Origin of the sequence: Mesorhizobium sp. L-2-11 (assembly GCF_016756595.1) — a bacterium.
GTDB lineage: Bacteria > Pseudomonadota > Alphaproteobacteria > Rhizobiales > Rhizobiaceae > Mesorhizobium.
Genome location: NZ_AP023257.1, coordinates 4,315,242 through 4,339,358, shown reverse-complemented (window position 1 = coordinate 4,339,358; position 24,117 = coordinate 4,315,242). Strand labels below are relative to the sequence as shown.

Here is a 24,117-nt window from a genome sequence, read left to right as displayed (position 1 = left end):
AAAGATGAAACACGCCGATTCCCCGAGCCCCGATCGCCGGAGCCCCGTGTCCTTCGTGGCCAACGTCGCCCGGCTGCCGCAAAAGGGCCTGCCGGTGCAGATCGAGGCCGACGCCGCGCAGCGCGCCGCGCTGGCAGGCGAGCACGACTTGCTCTCGGTCGAGAACTACCGCGCCGAACTGCTGGTGGCGCCATGGAAGCGCAATGGCGTCAAGGTCAGCGGCCGCGTCGAGGCCGATATCACCCAGGCCTGCATCGTCACCCTGGATCCGATCGAGGCGCATATCGACGAGGCGGTTGACGCACTGTTCCTGCCGGAGCAGTCGAAGCTCGGGCGGCAGGGTTTCGAGGGCGGCGGCGAGATAATGCTCGATGCCGAAGGGCCGGACAGTCCGGAAACATTTTCCGGCAATTCAATCAATGTCGGGGCGCTCGCCGAACAGTTCTTTGGGTTGGCGATCGATCCCTATCCGCGCAAGCAAGGCGTTTCGATGGAGGCTGCCGACGATGCCGGGACTGCGGAAAGCGAATTCCAGCAAAAGCTGCGTTCCCTGCTGGGAAAATCCTGAAAACCCGACCCAATCGGAGAAAGCCGGTTGTGCGGCAGCCCAAAAACGCTATTTTCGCCGAACCTTCGCGAGCCCCAAACCCGTTGCCAGCGACAAATTCGTTGCCAGCGCTTGCCGCTCGCTCAAGCTAACTGTGAGATGAACACCGCGTGATCAGGATTTCCATCGATGCCATGGGTGGCGATCACGGACCAAGCGTGGTCATCCCGGCGCTCATGACGGTCGCGACCCGGCGTCCCGACATCCGCTTCGTCATCTATGGTCGCGAGGAGGCAGTGCGCCCCGAACTGGCAAAGCTGCCAAAGCTGGCGGAAGTGAGCGAGTTCATCCACTGCGAGGTAGCAGTCCGGATGGACGACAAGCCGAGCCAGGCGCTGCGCCATGGCCGCTGGAAATCATCGATGTGGAAAGCGGTCGAGGCGGTCAAGGCAGGCACTGCCGACGCCTGCATCTCGGCCGGCAACACCGGCGCGCTGATGGCGATGTCGAGGTTCTGCCTCCGCACCATGGCGACCATCGACCGTCCGGCGATCGCGGCGCTCTGGCCGACATTGCGCGGCGAAAGCGTGGTGCTGGACGTCGGCGCCACCATCGGCGCGGATGCGCATCAACTAGTTGATTTTGCCATTCTGGGCACTGGCATGGCGCGCTCGGTTTTCGGCATCGAACGGCCGAGCGTCGGTCTGCTCAATGTCGGCGTCGAGGAGATCAAAGGCCAGGAAGAGGTCAAGGAGGCGGGCCGCATGTTGCGCGAGGCCAACATGGCCTCGATGAACTACCATGGTTTCGTCGAGGGCGACGACATCGGCAAGGGCACGGTCGACGTGGTCGTCACCGAAGGATTTGCCGGCAACATCGCGCTGAAGACTGCGGAAGGCACGGTACGACAGATCGCCGGTTACTTGCGCGCCGCGATGGACCGCACGCTGATGGCCAGGATCGGCTATGTATTCGCCAAGGGCGCCTTCGATCGCCTGCGCGAAAAGATGGATGTCGGCCGCTCCAACGGCGGGGTTTTCCTGGGTCTGAACGGCGTCGTGGTGAAAAGCCATGGCGGCGCCGATTCGGACGGCTTCGCGGCGGCGATCGAGCTTGGCTACGACATGGTGCGCAACAACCTGCTCGATCGCATCGAAGCCGATCTCGACCTGTTCCATGCGCGCAATCCGCATGCCCAGACATTCAGGAAATCCGACGTCGTTGCCGACGCAGAGGAATAGGAAAGAGCCTTGATCAGATCAGTCGTGCGCGGCACAGGCGCCGCGCTGCCCCGCCGCATCATGAAGAATGCCGATTTCGAAGGCATGGTCGAGACGTCAGACGCATGGATTGCCCAGCGCACCGGCATCCGCCAGCGCCATATCGCGGCCGACGATGAGACGACGGCTTCGCTCGGCGAGGCGGCGGCGCGCGCAGCCCTGGAAAATGCCGGCCTGACGCCGGCCGATATCGACCTGATCGTGCTGGCGACCTCGACGCCCAACAACACCTTTCCGGCGACCGCCGTCGACATCCAGAACCGGCTCGGCATGCATCACGGCTTCGCCTTCGACATGCAGGCGGTGTGCTCGGGCTTCGTCTACGCGGTGACGACGGCCGATCTCTATATCCGCGGCGGCCTGGCCAAACGCGTGCTGGTGATCGGCTCTGAAACCTTTTCGCGCATCCTCGACTGGAGCGATCGCTCGACCTGCGTGTTGTTTGGCGACGGCGCCGGCGCGATGGTGCTGGAAGCAGGAGAGGGGGCGGGCGGCATTGCCGACCACGGCGTGCTGGCGGCCAGCCTGCGCTCCGACGGGGCTCACAAGGACAAGCTGTTCGTCGACGGTGGAGCGTCGACCACCGGAACGGTGGGCCATCTCAGGATGGAAGGCCGCGAAGTGTTCAAGCACGCGGTCGGCATGATCACCGACGTCATCGAGGCGACGTTTTCGGCTGCCGGGATCACCGCTGAAGATCTCGACTGGTTCGTGCCGCATCAGGCCAATAAGCGGATTATCGACGCTTCCGCCAGGAAGCTCGGGATAGCAGAACAAAAGGTGGTGGTGACCGTCGATTTGCACGGTAACACCTCGGCTGCTTCGGTGCCGCTGGCTCTGTCGGTGGCGGTCGCCGACGGCCGCATCAAGAAGGGTGATCTGGTGCTGATCGAGGCGATGGGCGGCGGCTTCACTTGGGGCGCGGTCCTGGTTCGCTGGTAAGTGCCGAACGGACCGGTTCGGTCCTTGACCTTGCCGGATCAATTACTTAGGCTCTATCTTTGCTTATATAGAGTTATGTTTTTTTGAGCTGATGGGGACGGTTCGCATGGGGGGAAAGACACTTACGCGCGCCGATCTTGCTGAAGCCGTTTATCGCAAGGTTGGCTTGTCGCGTACTGAATCGGCCGAGCTCGTCGAAGCGGTTCTGGACGAGATCTGCGAGGCGATCGTTCGCGGCGAGACGGTGAAATTGTCGTCGTTCGCGACGTTCCATGTTCGCTCCAAGAACGAGCGCATCGGGCGCAACCCCAAAACCGGCGAGGAAGTGCCGATCCTGCCGCGCCGCGTGATGACCTTCAAATCGTCGAATGTGCTGAAGAACCGCATTCTGCGCGCCCACCAGATCAACAAGGCCAAGGGCAGCAAATAGCGCCTGTGCTTCAAAGCCCGGTTGAAAACGGTCGCCTGCTTTGACGCCGGGCTTGAATATTGTTTCATAAACCGCTGAAATAAGGCTCGATTCGGCGGAACAAGCCGGATCGGAATGACTCTTTGTTGAGCATGATCCTGGCCGAAAACCGATTCCGACTTTTCGGGACCATGCTCCAGCGTGAGGATTTCGCCCATGGACAAGAGCCCCGACGCTTTCCGCACCATCAGTGAGGTCGCAGAAGATCTCGACCTGCCGCAGCATGTGCTGCGTTTTTGGGAAACGCGTTTCAACCAGATCAAGCCGATGAAGCGCGGCGGCGGCCGTCGCTACTACCGGCCGCAGGATGTCGAACTGATCAAGGGCATCCGCCACATGCTCTACGATCAGGGCTACACGATCAAGGGTGTGCAGAAGCTGTTGCGCGAGAACGGCAATCATTTCCTGGTCGCCATCGGCAATGGCGACATGGCGGCCGTCGAGGCGATCTCGCAGCGCCGGCAGGCCGATGCGGTGCCGCTGACGCCGGCGGCCCAGCCGCGCGGCGCCGATGACGAGATGCTGGTCGGCGAGCCCAAGGTGAAACCCAGCCGGCGCTTTTTCGGCCTGGGCAAGACCGACGACGAAGGCCCGGTGCAGCCGGGCACGTCGAAACTCTCGCGCGACAATCGCGCTTTGCTGCAGGAGGCGCTGTTCGACCTTCTGGAATGCAAGCGCCTGCTCGATCAGGTGCGCTAGTCCCTCTGCACAGGGGATTTGGTTCTTTGACTGACGGTCACTGCCGGCCGGCCTGCAGCCATCATCCCTGACGCTGGCCACAGGCCACCTTCTGATGCGACGTGCCCTGGGCCCCGATCGGTCGCGGCAAAACCGGAACCGGTTTTGCGATCGTGCGTTCCTCCCGCAAAAGAAGGAAGCCTGTCATGGTATCATTTTCGACCCTCTCCGACATCGATCTTGAAAAGCAGGTCGCGGCCCTCTCCAGGGAACTGGCGGCGCTGAGGAAGGCCGTTTCCAGGCGCGGCAGCGCTTATTACGAGGACGGGCGTGACACCGCGTCGGACTATTACGCGGACCTCGCCGAGCGCTTCAGTGACGCTCTGCCCGCGATCAGGAGGCATGGCAGGGTGATAGAGAAGACAGCCCGCGATCATCCCGCGACAGCGGCCGCCGTCGGCCTGGTTGTGGTCGGGCTCGTCGCCAGCCTGTTCCTCAGCCGCCAGCAGAAAACGTCGCGAACGAAATCGAGATCGGCACGTTGAGACAAGAAAATGGCGGCGCGGACGGCCGCCATTCTCGTTGACTACGGATCGATCAGCGCGCGAGCTTGAGCTTGTTCTTCGGGCTGACCTGCGCGGTCTGGCTGCATTTGCCGTAGACGGTGCCGTTGGAGTCGGTGGCGTCCGTGTAGGTACCCTTGCAGTCGAGCTGCAGCACCAGGCAGTGACCCGCGCCCTTACAAACCGCGCCGCCGCCGCTCGGATGCGTGCCGTTGGCGAAGGCCGAGTTCGGCACGGAAATCGAGCCGAAGGCCGAGACGACGATGGCAGCGGCGAGCGACAAGTGCTTGAGGTTCAGGCGATTGAAGTTCGAGATGTTGGTCATTTGAGCATTTCCTTCTCTGGATCGAGGATCGCCGTCAGGGCGTCCTTCCGGTTGGGAACGCCTTTGTGGCGTCCATACCGTGTTGGTGCGGCCCGGAGAGAAAAGGTTCACGCGTCGCTTCAAAAAATATTCGCCGTCCCCTGACGCGCTCTGCCTGCATCAGCTCCCGCCGCTGATTCGATCCGTTCAAAGCGGCTGACGGGCCAGCGACAGCCGGTTAACAAGGGAGCGGCTCAGAACCGTCGAACAGTTCGGCGATCGGCCAGTCAAAGACCCCGATCGGGATGACGGACCCGTGCCGGCGCCGCCAAGGCCAGTGCCGGGCTGCGCCGATCGGAATCACGATGCCGTGACGGCATTTTTGGCGCTTGGCAAATCACCATCGAGAGGGCATTCTCTGCGCCGTCTCAGGCAACTTCTTGATTTGATCAAACTCTTTAAATCCACGGAGTTGCCAAATGCCCCAAATAGCAACAAGCGAAGCTTTTTCCGAACTGTCGGCGACCCAAGCTGCGCCCGATCACAGCGCCCTCAAGGCCATCCGAGAAACCAGGGGATACAGCATGGAAGAGCTGTCCCTGACGTGCGGACTGTCGGTCGATGAGATTGCGGACATCGAGAACGGCAGGAATTCCGATTTGTCGAAACTTAGGCGAATAGCCTCCGCGCTCCGGCTTCCGGAAAGCGCGCTGATCGATACAGCCGCGCTGACACAATCTGTGGAAAATCCAAGACCCGTCTCATAGCAGCGACGCCAGACGATCAAGCCAGACAAGCGAGGCTTGTTCTGGATTTGAAGTTCCTGAATGCTGACGACGTCCAACGGGGCAGGAACTTCAAATCCACCATGCCGGGCATCGGCGTGATGGCCGCCGAATTCGGTTGACCCGAACCGGGTTATCACGATACATCGCGACCGGTCCGGAGTGTAGCGCAGCCCGGTAGCGCACTTGACTGGGGGTCAAGGGGTCGTCGGTTCGAATCCGGCCACTCCGACCATTAAATCCTTGAGATCCCTAGTTTTTATTGAAGGCGCCTTCTGGCGCCTTTTCCATTTTCGGAACGAAAGGGGCTCAAATCGCCCGTTTTCGGAACCCGGAGTCCCGAAAAAGTCCCGAAGTGAAGCCCGAATGTTTTGAATTCGTGCGCCTCGGCTACTCCAAATCTAGCCTGCGTAACTCTCTAGGAACCCGAAATGCGTATCCATTCTATTGAGCCTGCCGTCCATGTGGGTGAAGGGCGACTCCATGCGTCGCTAGGTTCGACGCGGAGCTGATGCCAGACATCCGAATCTATGGGCTGCGACTTCTTCGGTCGCCAGACGGTCGATTCCTCACCTACTCACCGTCTTCGGGCGGAAAAAGATGCACGACCTTCTCACCTCGATTTGAGGGCGGCCCAGGCGTAGCGGATGTTCTCTTGGGCTTCCATGTTTCCTCGCTGAGATGGACTGTCTCGGCGTCAACCGTGAAAGCGAGGCCCTGTTCCATCAAAGTCTAACGACTGTGAAAGCGCACTGTAAAGCACGTGCGGTAACAGTTGATTCAACCGTTGCTGGTATTTTGGAGGAGTGTGGTAGCGGCTCCGACAGTGGCGCGGGAAGGCGAATTGCCGGAGCCGCCAGCGCGGCCCGTTTGGGGGTTTGACCGCGCCGTCCTATTCTGGGACAGCGCGGTCAACGATTCGTTAAAATTTTCCGGAACTAATTAAGAGCATGCTAATTGAATCGCGGTTTTGCGAGTCAAATGCATGCGTTTGAAGTTTGTCCCGCCACTACTGCCGACCTTGGTTGAGAAGCCTCCGGAAAGCGGCCTATGGCTTCATGAGGTCAAGTTCGACGGCTATCGGTCGCAAATGATCATTGACGAAAGCGGCATCGAAGTCACTGGCTGTGGACAGCGCCATCATCGACGGTGAGATCATCGTGCTCAATGATGCCGGCCCGTCGGATTTCGCGGCTTTGCGCAAGGCCATCACGCGGCGCCAGCACGATCTCTACTTTGTTGCCTTCGATCTGCTGCACCTCAACGGCCACGATCTGCGCGACATGGCTCTGCAAGAGCGCCGCGATATCCTTGCCGGCATCATCCCGCCTGACATCCGCACCCAGTTCAGCCAGGCGCTCCCGCCAATGCGATCTATCACCTGATCGACCAGGCCGGCCTTGAGCGAATGGGGAGACACTAAGTTTCGCAGCGGCCGGTCGACCAACTGGCTGAAGACGAAATGCTACACTGTCGGGGAATTAGAACTGCTCGGCCACCTTCGAAAGTGAAACGCGGGAACCTTTCATCCGCGAGCCGCTTTGTGTGCATGTCCCAAGCCGTGCAACCACCCATATTGCCAAAGGGCAGCCCAGATCGGGATGTCAACTGTGAAGTCGCTTTGGAAGTCGCATTTGCAGCCTTGGTGACCGCCTCGGAAGCGAAAGGGTGGACGCCGCGCGAAACGGCTGCAGCCTTACTAAAACTCGCATCGGAGCATGCTCAGCGGTTCAGGCTTGTGCCGGCTGAGCCGCCAAGGTGGCGAACGCGAAGAGGTATGTTGATCGCGGGTGCCGCGCTCGTGTTTTTGCTGTGTGCGGCCATCGTTTGGTGGGTTGCTTAGACTTGCCCCCAGAAATCCATCAAACCCCCGCCGCCGGCGCAGGCAGCGCCACCGGTCGCAACTGCCGCTGATGGCGATATTCCAGCGCGATGGCGCCCCAGATCAGCCCGAGCAGCAGATAGACGTGGCGCCAGTGATCGATGTCGATGAAGGTGCCCAGCGCGATATTGCCGATGAATGCGACATAGGCGCACAGAAGATAGGGTTGCCACGGCCTGTCGCGCAGGAGAATGCGGAAGCCGGCTGATATCGTCCAGCAGGTCAGCGTCAGGAACGACACGAAGCCGAGCCAGCCATAGTCCATCAGCATTTTTAGCCAGATGTTGTGTGTGTCCTCGCCGAAAATCGTGCCGAAGACGAGCGGGCCGATGCCGAGCGGATGCTCAAGCGCCATCTGGAAACCGAAGATATAGCGGGCGAAACGGCCGAGGCGGGCGGTATCGTAGCTCTGTTCCAGCTGAGCGCGGCTGGTGAACATTTCCGAGACGCCCGGCAGCTGCAGGACGACGAGCATCGCAATGACCAGCAGCGAGATGGCGGCGATGGTCATGATGACGACACGCAGCCGGAATTTTCCGCTGGCGCTCTGCAGGAACAGGGCGCCGGTGAGCAGGATCGCCGAAACCCCGAACATGCCCCAGGCGCCGCGCGAGAACGAGAAGAAAATGCCGGCCGTGATGATCAGCAGCGGCATCGCCAGCAACGGCATGCGTGAGACCGGGCCGGTCAGCAGGAGATGGAGCAGGTAGATGCCGGGCAGCACCAGGAACGGCCCGAACACATTCGGATCCTGGAAGGCACCGGTGGCGCGGTCGTATCTGGTGAAGATCTCCGCCCCCGGGAAGGCATGGAAATAGCCGGCGATCCCAAGCAGCGAGGTCAGCACCGCCGACATCACATAGGCCCGGAAGATCACCCGGTAGAGATTTGGCTGGACCGATGTCACCGAGGCGAAGAACACCGCGGTGAAGGCAAGGAACAGCGACACGGCGAGATAGAGCGGGGTGCCGGCAATATCCGACATCTGGGTCATCGCGATCATGCCGCCGATGTTCATGACCACCAGCAGCACCAGCAGCGGCGCCGCCGCGCGCGATATGCGCAGGCCGAACAGGGCCCAGACCGCCATCAACCCGACCATGTAGAGGTCGTACGGCGCTGGCTCGGCGATGACGAAGCCGGACAGGAAGACGCCGAGAAAAACCGCGCCCGACGCAATCAGCGCGATCAGCTTGGCGTTGACCGCAGCCGGCGAGAGTTCATGCGCGACTGCGCTCAATAGGCATTTTCCGTATTGAGCAGCCGGATCGGTGTCAGGAACAGGATCTTCAGATCGAACAGCAGCGACCAGTTCTCGATATAATAGAGGTCGTACTCCGTCCGCATGCGGATCTTCTCGTTGGTGTCCATCTCGCCGCGCCAGCCATTGATCTGCGCCCAGCCGGTGACGCCGGGCTTGACCTTGTGGCGTGCGAAATAGCCGTCGACCACCTCATTGTAGAGAAGGTTGTGCGACTGGGCGGCAATGGCGTGCGGGCGCGGGCCGACCAGCGACAGCGAACCGAAAAGCGAATTGAAGAACTGCGGCAACTCGTCGATCGAGGTCTTGCGGATGAAGCGGCCGACGCGGGTGACGCGCGGGTCGTTCCTGGTCACCGTCTGCTTGGCCGTCGGGTCCGCCTTGTCGGTGTACATCGAACGGAACTTGTAGACCTCGATGATCTCGTTGTTGAAACCATGCCGCTTCTGGTGGAACAGCACCGGGCCCTTGCTGTCGAGCTTGATGGCGATCGCGGTCGCCAGCATGACCGGCGAGAACACGATGATGCCGATGATCGAGAAGACGATGTCGAAGGCGCGCTTGGCGACCGAATCCCAGTCGTTGATCGGCCTGTCGAAGATGTCGAGCATCGGCACCGAGCCGATGTAGGAATAGGCGCGCGGCCGGAACTGCAGCGCGTTCGAATGCGCCGAGAGCCGGATGTCGACAGGCAGCACCCACAGCTTCTTCAAAAGCTGCAGAACGCGCGATTCGGCGGTCAGCGGCAGCGACACGATCAGCATGTCGATGCGGGCGATGCGGGCGAACTCGATGAGCTCGGAAACGGTGCCGAGTTTTGGATAGCCGGCGACGATGGGCGGCGAGCGCTTGTCGCCGCGGTCGTCGAAGATGCCGCAGATTCGGATGTCGTTGTAGGGCTGCTTTTCGACGGAGCGGATCAGGACTTCCGCCGCCGTGCCGCCGCCGACGATGACGGCGCGGCGTTCCATGCGCCCGTCGCGCGCCCAGCGCCGGATCAGCTTCGACATCAGCAGTCTCAGGCCGAAGATCAGCATGAAGCCGACGACGAACCAGGTGCCGAAAACCAGGCGCGAATAGTCTTGCGACATCTTCATGGCGAATGCCGTCAGCGCCATCAAGGCGAAGGTGCCGGCCCAGATCATCAGCAGACGGCCGAAATTGGCGAGCGGCCGCATAAACGAGACGATCTGATAGCAGTCGGCGACGTCGAGCAGCACCACGGCGAGGGCCGAGGCGGCGGCGATCGCCAGCGGATATTGCCAGGCGAGATGGTTGAAGAAGCCGACATAGTAAAAATAGATGCACAGGCCCGACAGGAACAGCAGCGCGAATTCGACCATCCGCAAGACGCCGCTGACCATGATCGGCGACATGGTGTCGCGCCGGTATTGCGTCGCGACCTGACGGGCGACGTCGTTCATGCCGCCGGGGCTATCGTCACCGGCCGGGCCGTTGAAATTGCGCACCGCGTCTTTCGAAAAGCGGCGTTTGGGATCGAAGTCGCTCATGATGCATCCGCAAAGCTTCACGCAAGTGAATAGCGAAAGAGAGCTAAGAAACCCTTGAAACAACAAATAGGTTTTGGAGAAGCTTTGAGGTTAGCGCCCTTTTGGGTTACCGCTTGAGCGCCGCGAAATACGCCGTCTCGATCGCGGCGGCCATCACGTCGGCGCCGAACCGCGCCTTGAGGTCGGCTGTACCGGGCATCAACCCGCCATAGGCATTGGGGTCGGCCAGCGCCGCGCTCATCTTGTCGGCAAGCTCGCGCGGATCGGGCCGGACCAGGGCAGGGGAGCCGGCGCCAAAAATTTCCGGGATGCCGCCGACGCCGGTGGCGATCATCGATTTGCCGGCGGCGAGCGTCTCCAGCACGATGTAAGGCATGGCTTCCGCGCGCGAAGGCACGACGACCAGTTCGGCCAGCGCGAAGGCTTTGCGCGCCGGCATCGGCGGCAGGAAACGCATATGGGCTTCGAGCCCGAGCCGCTTCACTTGCGCATGGTAGCGCGGCAGGTCGTCGCCGTCGCCGACCATCACCGCCTTCACCGGGCGTCCGAGCCGTGTTCCGGCAAGAACCAGCGCATCGATGAAGATGTCCGGTCCCTTGAGGTCGCGCATCATGCCGATGTAGAGGGCATCAGCCGCATGCGGCTCGGTTGGCACCGGCTCGAACTCGGCGGCGCTCAGGCCGTTGTAGACAAGCTTGTTCGGGATCGGTGGTTCGCCGACCTTCCTGCGATAGGTCTGCCTTTCATAGTCGGAGACAAACAGAAGATAGTCGGTGAAGCGCGCCATGAACCGCTCGAGCGCGAAGAACAGCTTCCCCGTGGCGGTGGTCTCGTCATAATGAAGAGAGCCGCCGTGAGGCGAATAAAGGCGGGCTACGCGAGACCTTGATACCCGCAACAATGAGCCGAACAGGCGGGCATAGGTGCCACCCTTGGCGCCGTGCCCGTGGAGCACGTCCGGCCGCAATTCTTTGATGATCCCAAATGTGCGCCAGGCCGAGGCGAGGTCGCCCGGCCCGACGTGCCGCTGCATCGGCGTACGATGGATGCCGAGCGCCATTGTGCCTTTCATCTGTTCGAACAGATGTTCCTCGAAGTCGCCGCCCGTCGTCGAATCGCAGACGATGCCGACGGCATGCCCGGCGGCGACCTGCGCCTCGGTCAAGTCGCGCACGTGACGAAAAATCCCTCCGACAGGTGAGCGAAAGCAGTGGACGATCCTGAGTGTGTCCGCCACGTGGTCTAGAACAGGCGTTCGCGAACATAGACCGTGTCGCCGGGCAGAAGCGGGTCGGAAGTGGCAACGCGACCAGTCATGACCTTGCCGTTGATGTCGCGGGTGATGTCGACGCTTGCCTGGTTGGCGCGCGGGCTGAAACCGCCGGCGATGGCAATCGCCTTTTGCACGGTCAGGCCGGGAACATAGGAATACTGGCCCGCAGCACCGACTTCGCCCATGATGAAGATCGGCCGGTAGCGGTCGATCTCGACCGAAACATCCGGATCACGGAGATAACCCTGGCGTAATTTGTCGGCGATCTCGCCTTCGAGTTGCTGTGCGGTGTGGCCGCGCGCCGGTACGGCGCCGACGAGCGGGATGGACAGATAGCCGGATTGGTCGACGCTGTAGACGTTGGTCAAACCTTCCTGCTCGAACACGGTGACCCGGACCCGGTCGCCGGCGCCGAGGCGATAGGGCTGATCGAGCATTTTATGAAAGGCGGCCGGCGCCGGCCGGTAGCTGGAGCAACCGGCAAGCAATGACACGGCGAGCAGCGCACGGAACAGGGGAGCAGTGCTTTTCATGACCGGACATGTACCTTCGACTGGCCGCCGCTACACCGCGGCAAACTCTGGAGATCGGGGCCCGTTATCATCCGGTTAGGGTTAATGGCCGGTAAAGGCAGGCGGCCCAAGCGACGGCAATCGACAAGAGACGGCCCGGTTTCGATGCTTTGTTGCCGGTTGCGCGTAAACCCCAAACAGGTGCTTACCGCAATATTAACGGCTGAGTTACCATATTTGTTTACGGTGTATGCTGACCAATGCATGTCGCCCAAGTTGCGCAGCGGTTTTGGGACAACGACATGCATGAAAACAAGAGCTGGAAGCGCGTCGCATGAATCCGTTCAATGCGACGCGCTTCAAGCACCGGAGCAGGATGCATGTCCGTTCAATCCGCGGCCGCAGATGTCGACGTCGATCTCAGGCAGCTCTTCGCCAGCCTCGCGAGGAATTGGCTGCGCATTCTTGCTGTCGCGCTAGTCGTAACCGGTCTGGCGTTCGCGCTCACCTGGCTCGCCACCCCGCATTACCGGGCCGAAACCCGGCTTTTGATCGAGACGCGCGAATCGGTCTACACGCGCCCCGACGGCACGAATGACAACGACAAGCCTATACTCGACGAAGAAGGCGTGACCAGCCAGGTCGAGGTCATTTCCTCGACCGACATCCTCAAGCAGGTGGCGCAGAAGCTTGATTTGTCGCGGCTTCCCGAGTTCGACGAGACGGCGGATATGCCGGCGCTGAGCCGGCTGCTGGTCGTCGCCGGCCTGAAAAGCGACCCCAACGAGATTCCGCCGGAAGAACGCGTGCTGACGAAGATGCGCGAGAAGCTCAACGTCTATCGGGTTGAAAAATCTCGCGTTATCGTCATCGAATTCTCCTCGGAGGACCCCAAGCTCGCTGCCGAAATTCCAAACGCCATCGCCGACGCCTACATCTCCGTCCAGGGCAATGCCAACATCGAATCGAATTCCGCCGCAACCGACTGGCTGGCGCCGGAGATCGCCGATCTGTCGAAGCGGGTGAAAGATGCCGAGGCCAAGGTGGCAAGCTACCGCGCCCAGTCCGATCTTTTGATGGGCGGCAACAATTCGGTGCTCGCCACGCAACAGCTTTCCGAACTGTCCAGCGAATTGTCGCGGGTGCGGGCCAATCGCGCCTCGGCGGCAGCGACTGCCGACAGCGTCCGCAGGGCGCTGCAGAATGGCGGCTCGCTCGATGCGGTGCCGGAGGTGTTGTCGTCCGGACTCATCCAGCGCCTGCGCGAGCGGCAGGTCGAGCTCAAGGCCAACGTCGCCGACCTTTCCACCTCCTTACTCGACAATCATCCGCGCATCCGGGCGCTGAGATCGCAACTTGCCGATCTCGACCGCCAGATCCGCAGCGAGGCGGAAAAGATCATGACAGGGCTGATGACGCAGGCGCAGACCGCCCAGGCCCGCGAAAACCAGCTTGTCGCCGACGTCAACACGCTGAAGGCCGCATCGGCGCGCGCCGGCGACCAGCAGGTCGAACTGGACGCGCTGCAGCGCGAAGCGACCGCCCAACGCCAGCTGCTCGAATCCTACCTGACCCGTTACCGTGAGGCGTCCTCGCGCAAGGACAGCAACTATCCGCCGGTCGACGCCCGTGTCTTTTCCCGCGCGGTGGCGCCGACCCAACCCTATTTCCCAAAAATCCTGGCGATCGTCGGTGCGGCCTTCGTCGGCTCGTTGTTGGTCATGGCGATCGTGACGCTTCTACAAGAGCTGTTTTCGGGTCGTGCCATGCGGCCGGCCGCCGGCGCCCGCTTCGAGCGGATCGAACAGGTGGCGATGCCGGTTGCCCACGAACCGCCAAATCACGAACCGCCCGATCACGAGCCGCCCAATCAGGAACCGGCCGATATCGAAGAGCTTGAGGATCGGACGGCGCAAGCCCAGGCAGAGCCGCAAGCGGCTGCCGCGGCGCAAGCAACGGCCCCAGCAACTGGCCCGGCAACTGGCGACCACGTCGGGCCGGCGCGCCGCAGCCTTGGCGAGGTCGAAATCGACAAGGCGGTGGAAAAACTGATCTCAAGCGGTGCGGCGCGCGCCATATTTGTGTCGCCGGAAGGCGACGAGGCGGCCGCCTCGGCGGTGCTGGTGGCGCGTGAGGTTTCCGACGCCGGCCTGCGTGTGCTCCTGCTCGACCTCACCGCTTCGGGCGCCGCTTCGCGGCCAACGCTGGACAGCAGGCTTTTCCCGGGCATCACCGATCTGCTCGCCTCCGAAGCGCAGTTCAGCGACGTGATCCATGCCGATCTCTATTCGGACTGCCACGTCATTCCCGTCGGCACCGCCGATCCGGTCCGCGCCATGCGCGCCGCCGACCGGCTGCCGATCATCATGCAGTCGCTGACCACCGCCTACGATCTGGTCGTGGTCGAATGCGGACCCACCGACGCGCAAGGTATCAGCCGCCTTGTCGGCGAGGGCACCGAGGTCTTCCTTTCGCTGCTGGAGCCGAACGACGAGGTGGCGCAGGCCGCGGTCGAGCTGATCGAGAGCGGCTATCCCGAACTGACGCTGGTGACGCCGGTTGGCCACCAGACGCCAGGGACGCCGCTGCCAGGACGACGCTCCGCCGCCTGAGACGGTTCGTTGCTTCCATGTCGATTCCGATTGAGGATGTCATGCATTATACGTATAATGCATGACTTCTGGATCGAATGGCAGGAAAATGATCAAAGTCAGCGCGGCCGAGTTTCAGCGCAATATTGGACGTTATCAGGACATGGCGCTCACCCAGCCCGTGGTGGTCACCCGCAACGGTCGGGAGCGCACCGTGATGATCTCGACCGAGGAATATCGTCGTCTCAAGCGCCGCGACCGAGAGGTGTTGAGCCTCGATGACTTCGATGATGCCGATATCGCTGCCCTTGAGGCGACCAGCGCCCCGGAATCGTCCAAAGCTTTCGATCACGAGCTAGACCAGTAGCTGCGTGGCGCTTCCCACTCCTGTCCCGGGTCTGGTCATACGCTATAGCTATCTCTGGTTGGCCGAGCATCGGCGCGGCCAAGAGGAAGGCGTCAAGGATCGGTCTTCATCCTCACGACGACCACGGAGGAGGGCAGGCACTGAAAGAGCGTCGCGCTGGCTGGTTGCCGCGGACAGAATGAATGCTAACTGTCACCCTCTGCTGGCACAGCCTGTCCGGCCGCCTTGCGGCGCAGCATCTTGGTCAGCTTCCAGATCGTCGGGCTGTTCTTGACGAAGGCTTTCAGGCGCCCGCCTTGCCGCAGGACAAACACCAGCGCGCGGCCTTTTGTCGTCAGCGGAATCAGGACCTCGAAATGCCGGGTCTCGATATCGCACCACAACCGCTTGTAGGGTTCGTCGCCGACCGAGAAATCATAAACATCGAACCCCTTCTCGCAGGCTTCCTCGATGTTGTCGAAGAACAGGAAGTCGCCGGGGCTGGCATGGGCGAGGTCGTCGTCGGCGATCGCTCCGAATTCGCAGATCAGGCGTTTTCCCGAGCGGCTCGATCCGGTGACGGCGCGAAGCTTGCCAGCGACTTCGAGCCCATGCAGCACGAAGGACGGTTTGTCGTCGCAAAGCGCTTCGACGAACAATGCGCGGAAGAAGGCACGAACTTGTGGCTCGCCGAAGACGTTGGCGATGCCCATTTTGCGGAAGCGGAACTCCTTCATCTCGAAAAACGCATCGAGCAGTCTGTTCACCTCGTCTGACGTCCGCGCCTCGATGCGGCGGTGGCTGCCGACGGCTTCCAACTTTCGCGCTTGCGAGCGGTGCCTCTTGCGCCTGCGCTTGCCGCTGGCGCGAGAGAGCAGTGCATCAAAACCTCCCGCTAGGTCGACGGCCAGCGACAGGTTGGGGCTGGGAAAATGCGGCAGGGATAGAAGCGGATTGGCAATGCCGTCGAGATCGGGCAGCAGCCGCTCCAGCGCGACGAGGTCGATGTCCGGCCGCGCCCTGGCGATCGCCGCCAGCATCGAGCAGATAGAAGCAGCATCCGCCTTGGTCAGCCAGAACGGGTCGGCGGCGGCGAAATTGCCGTTGGCATGGCGGCCGCCCATGAAACGGGCAACGCGTAACGGACCGCTTCTGGTGACTTCCAGCGCCAGCGAAAAAACCGGCCTGCCGTCGGCGCTCAGCGTCGCTAAAACGGTGTCCGCTTCGGCATGTCTGGCCCAGTTCAGGATCCAGGCCGGGCTCTGCGCAGGCGCGAACAGCGCCGAACCGCAGAACTCGGCATAGGCCGCAAGTGCCGCACCGTCGGCGACCGACACCGACCGGCCGGCATGATCCGCAGGCCCCGCGCGCGGCGCCGCCTGCATTGCCTCGAGCCGATTGCCGTCAAATGACGCGGTGGCGTCAACCATACCTCAATCCTTAGGGCGTATTCACCGCGATTGGGCGCGCGCATAGCCGCATTCCGTGCTTGGATGAGCCTAGGCGCAAAAGGTGAATGAATGATCGACGGGGGCGAGGCAATCCGGAAACTGGCGCTCAACGTCGTGCGCTATAGCGGTCTTGCCCCGCTGGCCAAGCCATTTGTCGGCGGCATCGGCGCCATCCTGATGCTGCATCGGGTCACCGCCACGCCGGAAAAGCCTGATAGCGTCAACCGGCATCTCAACATCGCGCCCGAGTTTCTGGACGCCGTGATCGCCGATATGACGGTGAACGGCTATACATTCGTCACCCTGGACGAGGCGATCGAGCGCATCAAGGCCGGCAAAGGTGGCCAGTTCGCGGCGATCACCGCCGACGACGCCTACCGCGACAACATGACCGAGGCGCTGCCGGTGCTGGAAAAGCACGGCTCGCCGATCACCATCTATGTCGCGCCGGGGCTGATAAACGGCGCCGCCGATCTATGGTGGGAGGTGGTCGAGGACATCGTCAGCGCGCGCAACCGGCTGGTTTTGACGACACCGAACGGTCCGGTGACGATCGACTGCTCGACCCCGGGCAAGAAAATCCAGGCCTTTGCGCGCCTGCACGACCATCTGACGCTGGAGGTCCGCGAAGAGGACCAGCGCGCGGTGCTGCGCCAATTGGCGCGGTCGAACGGTATCGAGTTGGGCGCGCGCCAGAGCCTGTTGATGAACTGGGACGAGATCCGCGCCATGGCAGGGCATCCGCTGGTGACGATCGGCGCCCACACCATCAATCATCGCAACCTGAAGCGGCTTTCCGAAGCCGATGCGCGGCACGAGGTCGATGACGTCAGGCGCATATTGCAGGCCGAGCTTGGCGAGGCGCCGCGCCATTTCGCCTATCCCTATGGCTATGCCAGCGCCGTTGGCGATCGCGAAGTCGGCTTTGCCCGCGATGCCGGCTATGCCTCGGCGGTGACGACCCGCCACGGCGTGCTGCGCGCAAAACATGCCGGTTTCCTGCACGCGCTGCCGCGCATTTCGGTCAACGGTCGCTATCAGAGCGTTGCCCATATCCGCACGATGCTGTCCGGCGTGACGACGCCGCTGGCCAATGCCGGCAAGATGGTCGTCACCATCTAGTGGTCTGACAATCCGATGGACGGCAAGAACCGAGCCCCTGCGGGCCATCCCTGATGGGAGGTCAAGGGAACGTCGTGACCCAATCCAGTCGCCTAATGAGGCGAGATCGAACGCCTCGAACAGGTGTCCAAAAGCCGCCATTTGGCGGTCACCAAATCAATTAGGTCGTCCGCTTTTGGAAACTGCGAGGATTTCCGCCTAAGGTCGGGGCTGGCCGAGAGCTTTGCCCTCGCCACGAACGCAGATAGGGCGTATGGTTACTGATCGCTGGCCGGGGCTTAGCCAAGCCAGCGACTGAGAGCGCAAGACTCCCGCATCAGGATTGAGCGCGCTCCAAACCGCAACCGCTCGGCGCGCTCACGAGACTATCTGCCTCTGCCGGAACCTCTTTTGCTCGGTTCCGACCGCATTGTCTTTTGCAATTCGGAAGAGAGGGAGCGATCCCGTGCAGATCATCCGGAGTCGCCGCGCTTTCCTGGCCGTGCTCATGGCCGGCGGTTCAGTGGCCGCCGCCGCAGGCTTGACCGGCGCACGAATATCGCTCGCTGCAGAACCACCGCCCGAAACAACCACCATCCGCTTGGCAAAGATCAGCGGCATTTGCATCGCACCGCAATACGTCGCCGAGGAGCTGCTGCACCTGGAGGGGTTCACCGACGTCCGTTACGTGGCAGCGGGAGCAGGGGTTGGGCAGGCTGAGAAGATCGCGCGCGGAGAGGTGGATTTCAGTCTGAATTTCGCCGCACCGCTCGCCCTTGCGATCGACGCCGGTGACCCGATTACGGTGCTGGCGGGCGTGCATCCCGGCTGCTTCGAACTGTTCGGAAACGAAAGCATCCACCGCATCACAGACCTGAAGGGCAAGACCGTGGGCGTACAAGGCCTTGGTTCAACGCCGCACGTATTCGTGACCAGCATGGCAGCTTACGTCGGGCTAGATCCAGAAAAGGACATCCGCTGGATCACCAGTTCATCCGTCAGGCCCATGGAGCTTTTCGTCCAAGGAAAGGTCGACGCGTTCCTCGGCTTTCCGCCCGAGCCCCAGGAACTGCGCGCCCGCGGCATCGGCCACGTGGTCGTAAACAGTGCCCTTGATCGTCCCTGGTCGCAGTACTTCTGCTGCATGCTGGCGGGCAATGCGAAGTTCGTTCGGAACAACCCTGTCGCCACCAAGCGCGTCTTGCGCGCCATTCTCAAGGCGGCAGACCTTTGCGTCGCAGAGCCGCAGCGCGTCGCGCAACAGATCGTCGATAGCGGGTTTACCGCCAACTATGACTATGCCCTGCAGACGATGAACGAAGTGCCCTACGGCAAGTGGCGCGAATACGAGCCCGAGGACACCGTACGGTTTTACGGCCTGCGCCTGCATGAGGCCGGCATGATCAAGTCGAGCCCCCACCAGATCATCGCCAACGGAACGGACTGGCGCTTCCTCAACGAGCTGAAGCGTGAGTTGAAAACGTGAGCGGGTGATGGGCACGCAGTGTTGTTTTCTACTGAAAGGAGACTCCGATGCCGATCATCCAGAACCGCCGTCGCTTCTTGGCTGGCCTCACGGCGGCCGGCGGAGCGGGCATTATCGGCACCTCGACATCGGCCTGGGCCGAGGCACCTCCTGAAACGACCTCCGTCCGTCTGCCGAGGTGGATCGATGGTGCCTACTGCTGGGCGGGGATGTACCTGGCGGGAGAGCTCCTCAAAGCGGAGGGCTTCACCGACGTCCGCTATGTGCAGGGCGACGAGAAAGTCGATCAGGCGGTGTGGATTGCACGCGGCGACACGGATTTCAGCATGAATTACGCGCCAGTCCATGTCGCGTCCATCGACGCGGGCGTGCCAATCAAGGTGCTTGGCGGTCTGCACTCCGGGTGCCTCGAACTGATCGCCAACGACAGCGTAGAAGGCATCCCGGACCTCAAGGGTAAGCGGGTGGGCATGCACGACATCGATGCGCCGTCGCGCGTACTGGTTGCCCTTATGGCGGCCTATATCGGACTGGATCCCAACAACGACATCGAATGGGTCCAGGAAAGCAAGCCGGTGGAAGCCTTCGCCAAAGGAAAGTTCGATGCATATCTCTTCACGCCGCCGGAGACGCAGCAACTGCGCGCCAAGAAAATCGGCCACACGATCCTCAACACTACGGTTGACCGCCCGTGGTCGCAGCACTTCTGCTGCATGACCTCGGCCGCTGCGGACTACGTGAACAAGTACCCGGTCGCGACCAAGCGCGTGCTCAGGGCCATCGTCAAGGGCGCCGACCTCTGCGCGTCGAATCCCGCATGGAGTGCAGGGCAGATGGTCGAGCGAGGTTTCGTCGACAGCTACGAATACGCGCTGCAAACGCTGAGCGACACGCGATACGACGTCTGGCGGGACTACGATGCCGAAGCCTCGATGCGCTTCTACGCGCTGCGCATGCAGGAGACGGGTATGATCAAGTCGAGCCCACAGCAGATCATCGCCGACGGAGCGGACTGGAGATTTCTTGACGAGCTGAAGCGCGAATTGAAGAGCTGATCAGGCAATCGGCCCGCGGTGCTGTTTCCACGGAAAGGAGAACCCCATGCAGATCATCCAGAACCGCCGCTGCTTCCTGGCCGGCGCAGCCGCAGCCGGGGCCGCAGGCTTGGTCGGCACCACTTCGACACCGGGTTGGGCCGAGCCGCCGCTGGAGACCACATCCGTCCGCCTGCCGCGATACATCGGCGGCGCCTATTGCTGGGCGGGCGTGTATATCGCCGGAGAGATGCTGCGCGCCGAGGGATTCGCCGATGTCCGCTATGTGCAAGGTGACACCAGCGTCGATCATTCGGTGTGGATTGCAAATAACGAGACGGATTTCAGTGTGAATTACGCGCCGATTCATGTGGCGTCAATCAACGCGGGCGTGCCAATCAAGGTGCTTGGCGGTCTGCACTCCGGGTGCCTCGAGCTGATCGCCAACGACAGCGTCGAAGGCATCTCGGATCTGCGGGGAAAGCGAGTTGGCGTGTTTACCCTCGATTCGCCGCAATACGTGTTGGTTTCCCTGATCGCCGCCTATGTCGGGCTCGATCCCGTCAACGACATCGAATGGGTTATCGAAGAACACAATTTCGCGGAAGGCTTCGTCGAAGGAAAGTTCGATGCATTCCTCGGTCAGCCGCCCCGCACGCAGGAACTTCGCTCCAAGAAAATAGGCCATACGATCCTCAACTCGACCACCGACGCGCCGTGGTCGCAGCATTTCTGCTGCATGATTTCCGCCACTGCGGATTATGTAAACAGATACCCCGTGGCGACCAAGCGTATCCTGCGGGCCATATTTAAGGGCGCCGACCTCTGCGCGTCCGAGCCGGAGCTGGTTGCGCAGCAGATGGTCGATCGAGGTTTCGTCCCTAGCTATGAATACGCACTGCAAACGCTGAACGACATCCGGTACGACCGGTGGCGGGATTATGATGCCGAAGCCTCTTTGCGGTTCTACGCGCTGCGGATGCATGAGACAGGTATGATCAAGTCAACTCCGCAGGCGATCATCGCCGAGGGCACTGACTGGCGCTTCCTCGACGAGTTGAAGCGCGAGTTGAAGACGTGAGCGGTTGGCCGGCACGCATTCTGCTATTGGCGCTGCTTGTTCCTTGGCCAGTGCAGGCGCATGAAGCGCCGCACGACCAGCGTCTGCCGACGATTGGGCCGGCGCCCGACTTTACCCTGACCTCGCAGGATGGGGCGCGCGTGTCGCTTCGCGACTTTCGCGGCAAGGTGGTCGCCGTCACTTTCATCTATGCTTCCTGCACTGACATCTGCCCGATGCTGACCGCCAACATGGCGCACGTGCAGGACAAGCTAGGTTCTGCGTTCGGGCCCAAGGTTGCCTTCGTTTCGATCACCGTCGATCCGGAGCACGATACGCCCGAAGTGCTGAAGCAATATGCACAGGACTTCGGCGCTGATCTGGACGGTTGGGCGTTTCTCACCGGCGATCCGACGATCATCCGTGAGGTCGGACGCAAGTACGGCATCTTCGCGAGGAAGGTGGCGAAAGGAGACGTCGATCACACATTCCTGACGTCGCTCATAGACCCGACTGGCACCTTGCGCGTACAGTATCTCGGCGTCCGGTTCGACTTGGAGGAGTTCCGGGGTGACCTTCTCAGCCTCTTGGACGAATCCAAATAACATCACAAACCGGCTGGTGGGCTGGGTTGCGCGGCTGCCGGCCCGCGTCCAGACCAAGCTCCTGGTCGCGTTTCTGTCGATCGTCGGCCTGCTGATCGTGCTCGGGGCCGTCGGGTTGCAGGTGTTGAGCGGGGTCAACGATCAAACAAACGAGTTGATCAAGCTGCAGCGTAGGATCGCAGCCTACCGCCAGGTCCAGCACGACACGACAAACCAACTCTACAGCATCTCGACCGCACTCTTGCTTCAGGACGACCGGATGCTGGATGCAGCGCTGCGCCAGCTCAACCAGTTTGGCTACGACCTCGACCGCATGGAGTTCGTCGCCGAAGTTGAGGCGGAAGTGCTCGGCCAGGTTCGGCAAGAGTACGACCGGTTTACGGCGGGGGTGACGCATGTCGTGGAGCTCGTCCGCGCCGGCCGCACGGAGGAGGCGCGCAAGGTTCAGCAGGCTGAGATCATGCCTTCGGCCGACCGTCTCGAGCGGCTGACGAACCAGTTGGTCAACATCGCCGAAGCCGACATGGTGGCGGCAATCGAAACAACCGAGGGGGCGTACGGCACCTCCCGGCTGATCGTGGTCTCTTTTGCGGTGGGCAGTATTCTGCTGGCGCTGGGGCTTGGCTACATCATTTCTTGGTCATTGATCGAGCCGGTCAAGAAGATCGAGACGCGATTGCGTCAGATCGCGGCCGGCGATTTTGCGCAACAGGTTGCCGTCGCCAATCGAGACGAGCTCGGAGTGCTTGCCGGCAATGTCAACCAGACGTCCGAGCAGCTGGGGCGGCTTTACCAGGAGGTGCAGGCGCGCACGGCCGAGCTTGCACGCTCGGTCGCCGAACTGGAGGCGCTCGGGGAAGTCAGCAAGGCGGTCAATTCGACGCTCGATCTCGACACGGTGCTGCAGACGATCGTTGCGAAGGCGGTTCAACTGTCGGACACGGATGCAGGCACTATCTATGTGTTCAGCAGCACCAGGCAACAATTCCGCCCGCGCGCGACTTATGGGATGAGCGACGAGCTCATTGCCGCAATTTCCGACCAGGCCATCGGGCTGAACGATCCCGGGATTGGCGACGCCGCACGGCGCCGTGCACCTGTCCAGGTACCCGATCTCAGCGAAGGAACGCCCTCTCCCGCTCAGAAGATCGTCCTCGACGCCGGATATCGCAGCGTCCTGGTGGTTCCGCTGCTCAGGCCGAACAAGCTCGTCGGCGCGCTCGTCGTCAGGCGCCGCAAGTCAGGTGAATTCGACCAGCAAATCGTTCATCTGCTGGAGACGTTCGCAGCGCAATCGGTGCTCGCAATCCAGAATGCCAAGCTGTTCCGCGAGATAGAGGAAAAAGGCCGGGAGCTGGAGGCGGCCAGCCGCCATAAGTCTCAGTTCCTCGCGAATATGAGCCACGAACTCAGGACGCCGCTCAATTCGGTTCTGGGCTTCACCGAACTGCTGGTCGACGGCATTTACGGCGAGCTCCCGGACAGGGCAAAAACGACGGTTGCGCGCGTGCAGGCAAACGGCCGTCATCTGCTGGGGCTCATCAACGACGTGCTCGATCTCTCAAAGATCGAAGCGGGCCAGCTTACGCTGGCGCTCGAGGATTATTCCGTTGGGCAAATTGTTCGATCGACCGTTACAGCTGTGGAGCCGCTGGCGCGTTCAAAAGGGCTTTCGCTCGCTGCGACCGTCGCCGAAAATCTTCCGCTGGGCCGCGGGGACGAGCGCCGCCTGACCCAGGTCCTGCTCAATCTTGTCGGTAATGCCGTCAAGTTCACCGAGACGGGCGCGATCGACATTCTTGCCGATGCGGTCGACGGCCACTTCGAGATCATCGTGCGCGACACCGGCCCTGGCATTGCACCCACAGACCAGGGGCTCATCTTCGATGAATTCCAGCAGGTCGATAGCAGCAGCACCAGGCAGAAGGGTGGCACCGGTCTCGGCCTGGCGATCTCGAAGCGTATCGTCGAAATGCATGGTGGAACCATAGGCGTCGAGTCCGTGCCGGGTTCAGGCTCGACATTCCGCATGAAAATACCGATCCGAGTGGGAGAGGATGTGAAGGCAGCATGAGCAAGCGAATCCTGATGGTGGAAGACACCGAGGACAACCGGCAGATCATACGCGATCTCATCGCCACCACCGAATACGAACTGATCGAGGCCGCGGACGGTGCCGCCGGCGTCGTCGCTGCCGCCGCTGAGAAGCCGGACCTGATCTTAATGGACATTCAGCTTCCGGTGATCGACGGGTACGAAGCTGCTCGCCGCATAAAAGCTGACCCGGCGCTCCGGCACATTCCGATAATCGCCGTCACGTCCTACGCATTGTCGGGCGACGAGGCAAAAGCCCTTGCTGCCGGGTGCGATGGCTACATTGCCAAGCCATTCAGTCCGCGCCAGCTGCTTGCCAAGATCCGCGAGTTGCTTTCCTAA

At 61.8% G+C, this 24,117-nt stretch carries 23 protein-coding genes and 1 tRNA gene; 18 read left to right on the top strand and 6 right to left on the bottom strand.

Annotated features, from left to right (window positions below):
• Window positions 1–4 precede the first annotated feature (4 nt).
• The 6 genes from JG739_RS20830 to JG739_RS20805 all read left to right on the top strand — a co-directional run bounded on the left by JG739_RS20830 (window position 5) and on the right by JG739_RS20805 (window position 4,461).
• Window positions 5–568 (top strand): DUF177 domain-containing protein, encoded by a 564-nt coding sequence (locus tag JG739_RS20830; RefSeq protein ID WP_202363177.1) that lies wholly within the window; start codon window positions 5–7, stop codon window positions 566–568.
• A gap of 149 nt (window positions 569–717) precedes the next feature.
• Entirely contained in the window at window positions 718–1,788 is a 1,071-nt protein-coding gene (gene plsX / locus JG739_RS20825; RefSeq protein WP_202363176.1) for a phosphate acyltransferase PlsX, read from the top strand.
• 9 nt (window positions 1,789–1,797) lie between these two features.
• The gene (locus JG739_RS20820; protein ID WP_202363175.1) at window positions 1,798–2,769 is read left to right on the top strand and encodes a beta-ketoacyl-ACP synthase III; all 972 of its coding nucleotides are present in this window, start codon (window positions 1,798–1,800) and stop codon (window positions 2,767–2,769) included.
• Between the two features lie 106 nt (window positions 2,770–2,875).
• Window positions 2,876–3,199, top strand: a complete 324-nt coding sequence (locus JG739_RS20815; RefSeq protein WP_202363174.1) for an integration host factor subunit alpha — start codon at window positions 2,876–2,878, stop codon at window positions 3,197–3,199.
• A 195-nt stretch (window positions 3,200–3,394) separates the two neighbouring features.
• Window positions 3,395–3,937, top strand: coding sequence for a MerR family transcriptional regulator (locus tag JG739_RS20810; RefSeq protein ID WP_095485784.1), 543 nt, complete (start codon window positions 3,395–3,397; stop codon window positions 3,935–3,937).
• A 185-nt stretch (window positions 3,938–4,122) separates the two neighbouring features.
• Complete coding sequence (locus JG739_RS20805; RefSeq protein ID WP_202363173.1) at window positions 4,123–4,461, top strand: hypothetical protein; 339 nt, start codon at window positions 4,123–4,125, stop codon at window positions 4,459–4,461.
• 52 nt (window positions 4,462–4,513) lie between these two features.
• On the opposite strand, the gene JG739_RS20800 is transcribed toward JG739_RS20805, so the two are convergent.
• Window positions 4,514–4,804, bottom strand: coding sequence for a hypothetical protein (locus tag JG739_RS20800; RefSeq protein ID WP_202363172.1), 291 nt, complete (start codon window positions 4,802–4,804; stop codon window positions 4,514–4,516).
• 458 nt (window positions 4,805–5,262) lie between these two features.
• Here JG739_RS20800 and JG739_RS36210 point away from each other — a divergent pair, with 458 nt between their 5' ends.
• The 3 genes from JG739_RS36210 to JG739_RS35440 all read left to right on the top strand — a co-directional run bounded on the left by JG739_RS36210 (window position 5,263) and on the right by JG739_RS35440 (window position 6,953).
• Window positions 5,263–5,550, top strand: coding sequence for a helix-turn-helix domain-containing protein (locus JG739_RS36210; protein ID WP_202363171.1), 288 nt, complete (start codon window positions 5,263–5,265; stop codon window positions 5,548–5,550).
• 176 nt (window positions 5,551–5,726) lie between these two features.
• Window positions 5,727–5,803, top strand: a tRNA-Pro gene (locus tag JG739_RS20790).
• A gap of 862 nt (window positions 5,804–6,665) precedes the next feature.
• Window positions 6,666–6,953: an ATP-dependent DNA ligase gene (locus JG739_RS35440; RefSeq protein ID WP_244749496.1), complete on the top strand. Its 288-nt coding sequence runs from the start codon at window positions 6,666–6,668 to the stop codon at window positions 6,951–6,953.
• A 477-nt stretch (window positions 6,954–7,430) separates the two neighbouring features.
• Here the strand turns inward: JG739_RS35440 and JG739_RS20780 are convergent, their stop codons facing one another.
• From JG739_RS20780 to JG739_RS20765, 4 genes are all read right to left on the bottom strand, one after another.
• Window positions 7,431–8,690 (bottom strand): O-antigen ligase family protein, encoded by a 1,260-nt coding sequence (locus tag JG739_RS20780; RefSeq protein WP_202363170.1) that lies wholly within the window; start codon window positions 8,688–8,690, stop codon window positions 7,431–7,433.
• Complete coding sequence (locus tag JG739_RS20775; RefSeq protein ID WP_202363169.1) at window positions 8,687–10,222, bottom strand: undecaprenyl-phosphate glucose phosphotransferase; 1,536 nt, start codon at window positions 10,220–10,222, stop codon at window positions 8,687–8,689. Before JG739_RS20775 ends, JG739_RS20780 begins: the two co-directional genes overlap by 4 nt.
• Window positions 10,223–10,328: 106 nt before the next feature.
• On the bottom strand, window positions 10,329–11,459 hold the full coding sequence (locus JG739_RS20770) for a glycosyltransferase family 4 protein (protein WP_202363168.1): 1,131 nt from the start codon (window positions 11,457–11,459) through the stop codon (window positions 10,329–10,331).
• Window positions 11,460–11,464: 5 nt separating this feature from the next.
• Window positions 11,465–12,028, bottom strand: a complete 564-nt coding sequence (locus JG739_RS20765) for a polysaccharide biosynthesis/export family protein (protein WP_202363167.1) — start codon at window positions 12,026–12,028, stop codon at window positions 11,465–11,467.
• Window positions 12,029–12,387: 359 nt separating this feature from the next.
• Here JG739_RS20765 and JG739_RS20760 point away from each other — a divergent pair, with 359 nt between their 5' ends.
• Both JG739_RS20760 and JG739_RS20755 read left to right on the top strand, forming a co-directional pair.
• Window positions 12,388–14,619, top strand: coding sequence for a GumC family protein (locus JG739_RS20760; RefSeq protein ID WP_202363166.1), 2,232 nt, complete (start codon window positions 12,388–12,390; stop codon window positions 14,617–14,619).
• An 88-nt stretch (window positions 14,620–14,707) separates the two neighbouring features.
• A complete protein-coding gene (locus tag JG739_RS20755; protein WP_202363165.1) occupies window positions 14,708–14,965 on the top strand; it encodes a type II toxin-antitoxin system Phd/YefM family antitoxin in 258 nt (85 codons plus the stop codon).
• A gap of 185 nt (window positions 14,966–15,150) precedes the next feature.
• On the opposite strand, the gene JG739_RS20750 is transcribed toward JG739_RS20755, so the two are convergent.
• Window positions 15,151–16,374, bottom strand: a complete 1,224-nt coding sequence (locus tag JG739_RS20750; RefSeq protein WP_202363164.1) for a GNAT family N-acetyltransferase — start codon at window positions 16,372–16,374, stop codon at window positions 15,151–15,153.
• A gap of 90 nt (window positions 16,375–16,464) precedes the next feature.
• On the opposite strand from JG739_RS20750, the gene JG739_RS20745 reads away from it, so the two are divergent.
• The 7 genes from JG739_RS20745 to JG739_RS20715 all read left to right on the top strand — a co-directional run bounded on the left by JG739_RS20745 (window position 16,465) and on the right by JG739_RS20715 (window position 24,117).
• Entirely contained in the window at window positions 16,465–17,517 is a 1,053-nt protein-coding gene (locus tag JG739_RS20745) for a polysaccharide deacetylase family protein (RefSeq protein ID WP_202363163.1), read from the top strand.
• A 445-nt stretch (window positions 17,518–17,962) separates the two neighbouring features.
• Window positions 17,963–18,982, top strand: a complete 1,020-nt coding sequence (locus JG739_RS20740; protein WP_244749495.1) for an ABC transporter substrate-binding protein — start codon at window positions 17,963–17,965, stop codon at window positions 18,980–18,982.
• Between the two features lie 47 nt (window positions 18,983–19,029).
• Window positions 19,030–20,037, top strand: coding sequence for an ABC transporter substrate-binding protein (locus JG739_RS20735; protein WP_202363162.1), 1,008 nt, complete (start codon window positions 19,030–19,032; stop codon window positions 20,035–20,037).
• Between the two features lie 46 nt (window positions 20,038–20,083).
• Entirely contained in the window at window positions 20,084–21,097 is a 1,014-nt protein-coding gene (locus JG739_RS20730) for an ABC transporter substrate-binding protein (protein WP_202363161.1), read from the top strand.
• The gene (locus JG739_RS20725; protein ID WP_202363160.1) at window positions 21,094–21,681 is read left to right on the top strand and encodes an SCO family protein; all 588 of its coding nucleotides are present in this window, start codon (window positions 21,094–21,096) and stop codon (window positions 21,679–21,681) included. The genes JG739_RS20730 and JG739_RS20725 overlap by 4 nt, the downstream gene beginning before the upstream one ends.
• Complete coding sequence (locus JG739_RS20720; RefSeq protein WP_202363159.1) at window positions 21,647–23,755, top strand: sensor histidine kinase; 2,109 nt, start codon at window positions 21,647–21,649, stop codon at window positions 23,753–23,755. The genes JG739_RS20725 and JG739_RS20720 overlap by 35 nt, the downstream gene beginning before the upstream one ends.
• Window positions 23,752–24,117 carry a response regulator gene (locus JG739_RS20715; protein WP_202363158.1) on the top strand — a complete coding sequence of 122 codons (366 nt, stop codon included), beginning with the start codon at window positions 23,752–23,754 and terminating at the stop codon, window positions 24,115–24,117. The genes JG739_RS20720 and JG739_RS20715 overlap by 4 nt, the downstream gene beginning before the upstream one ends.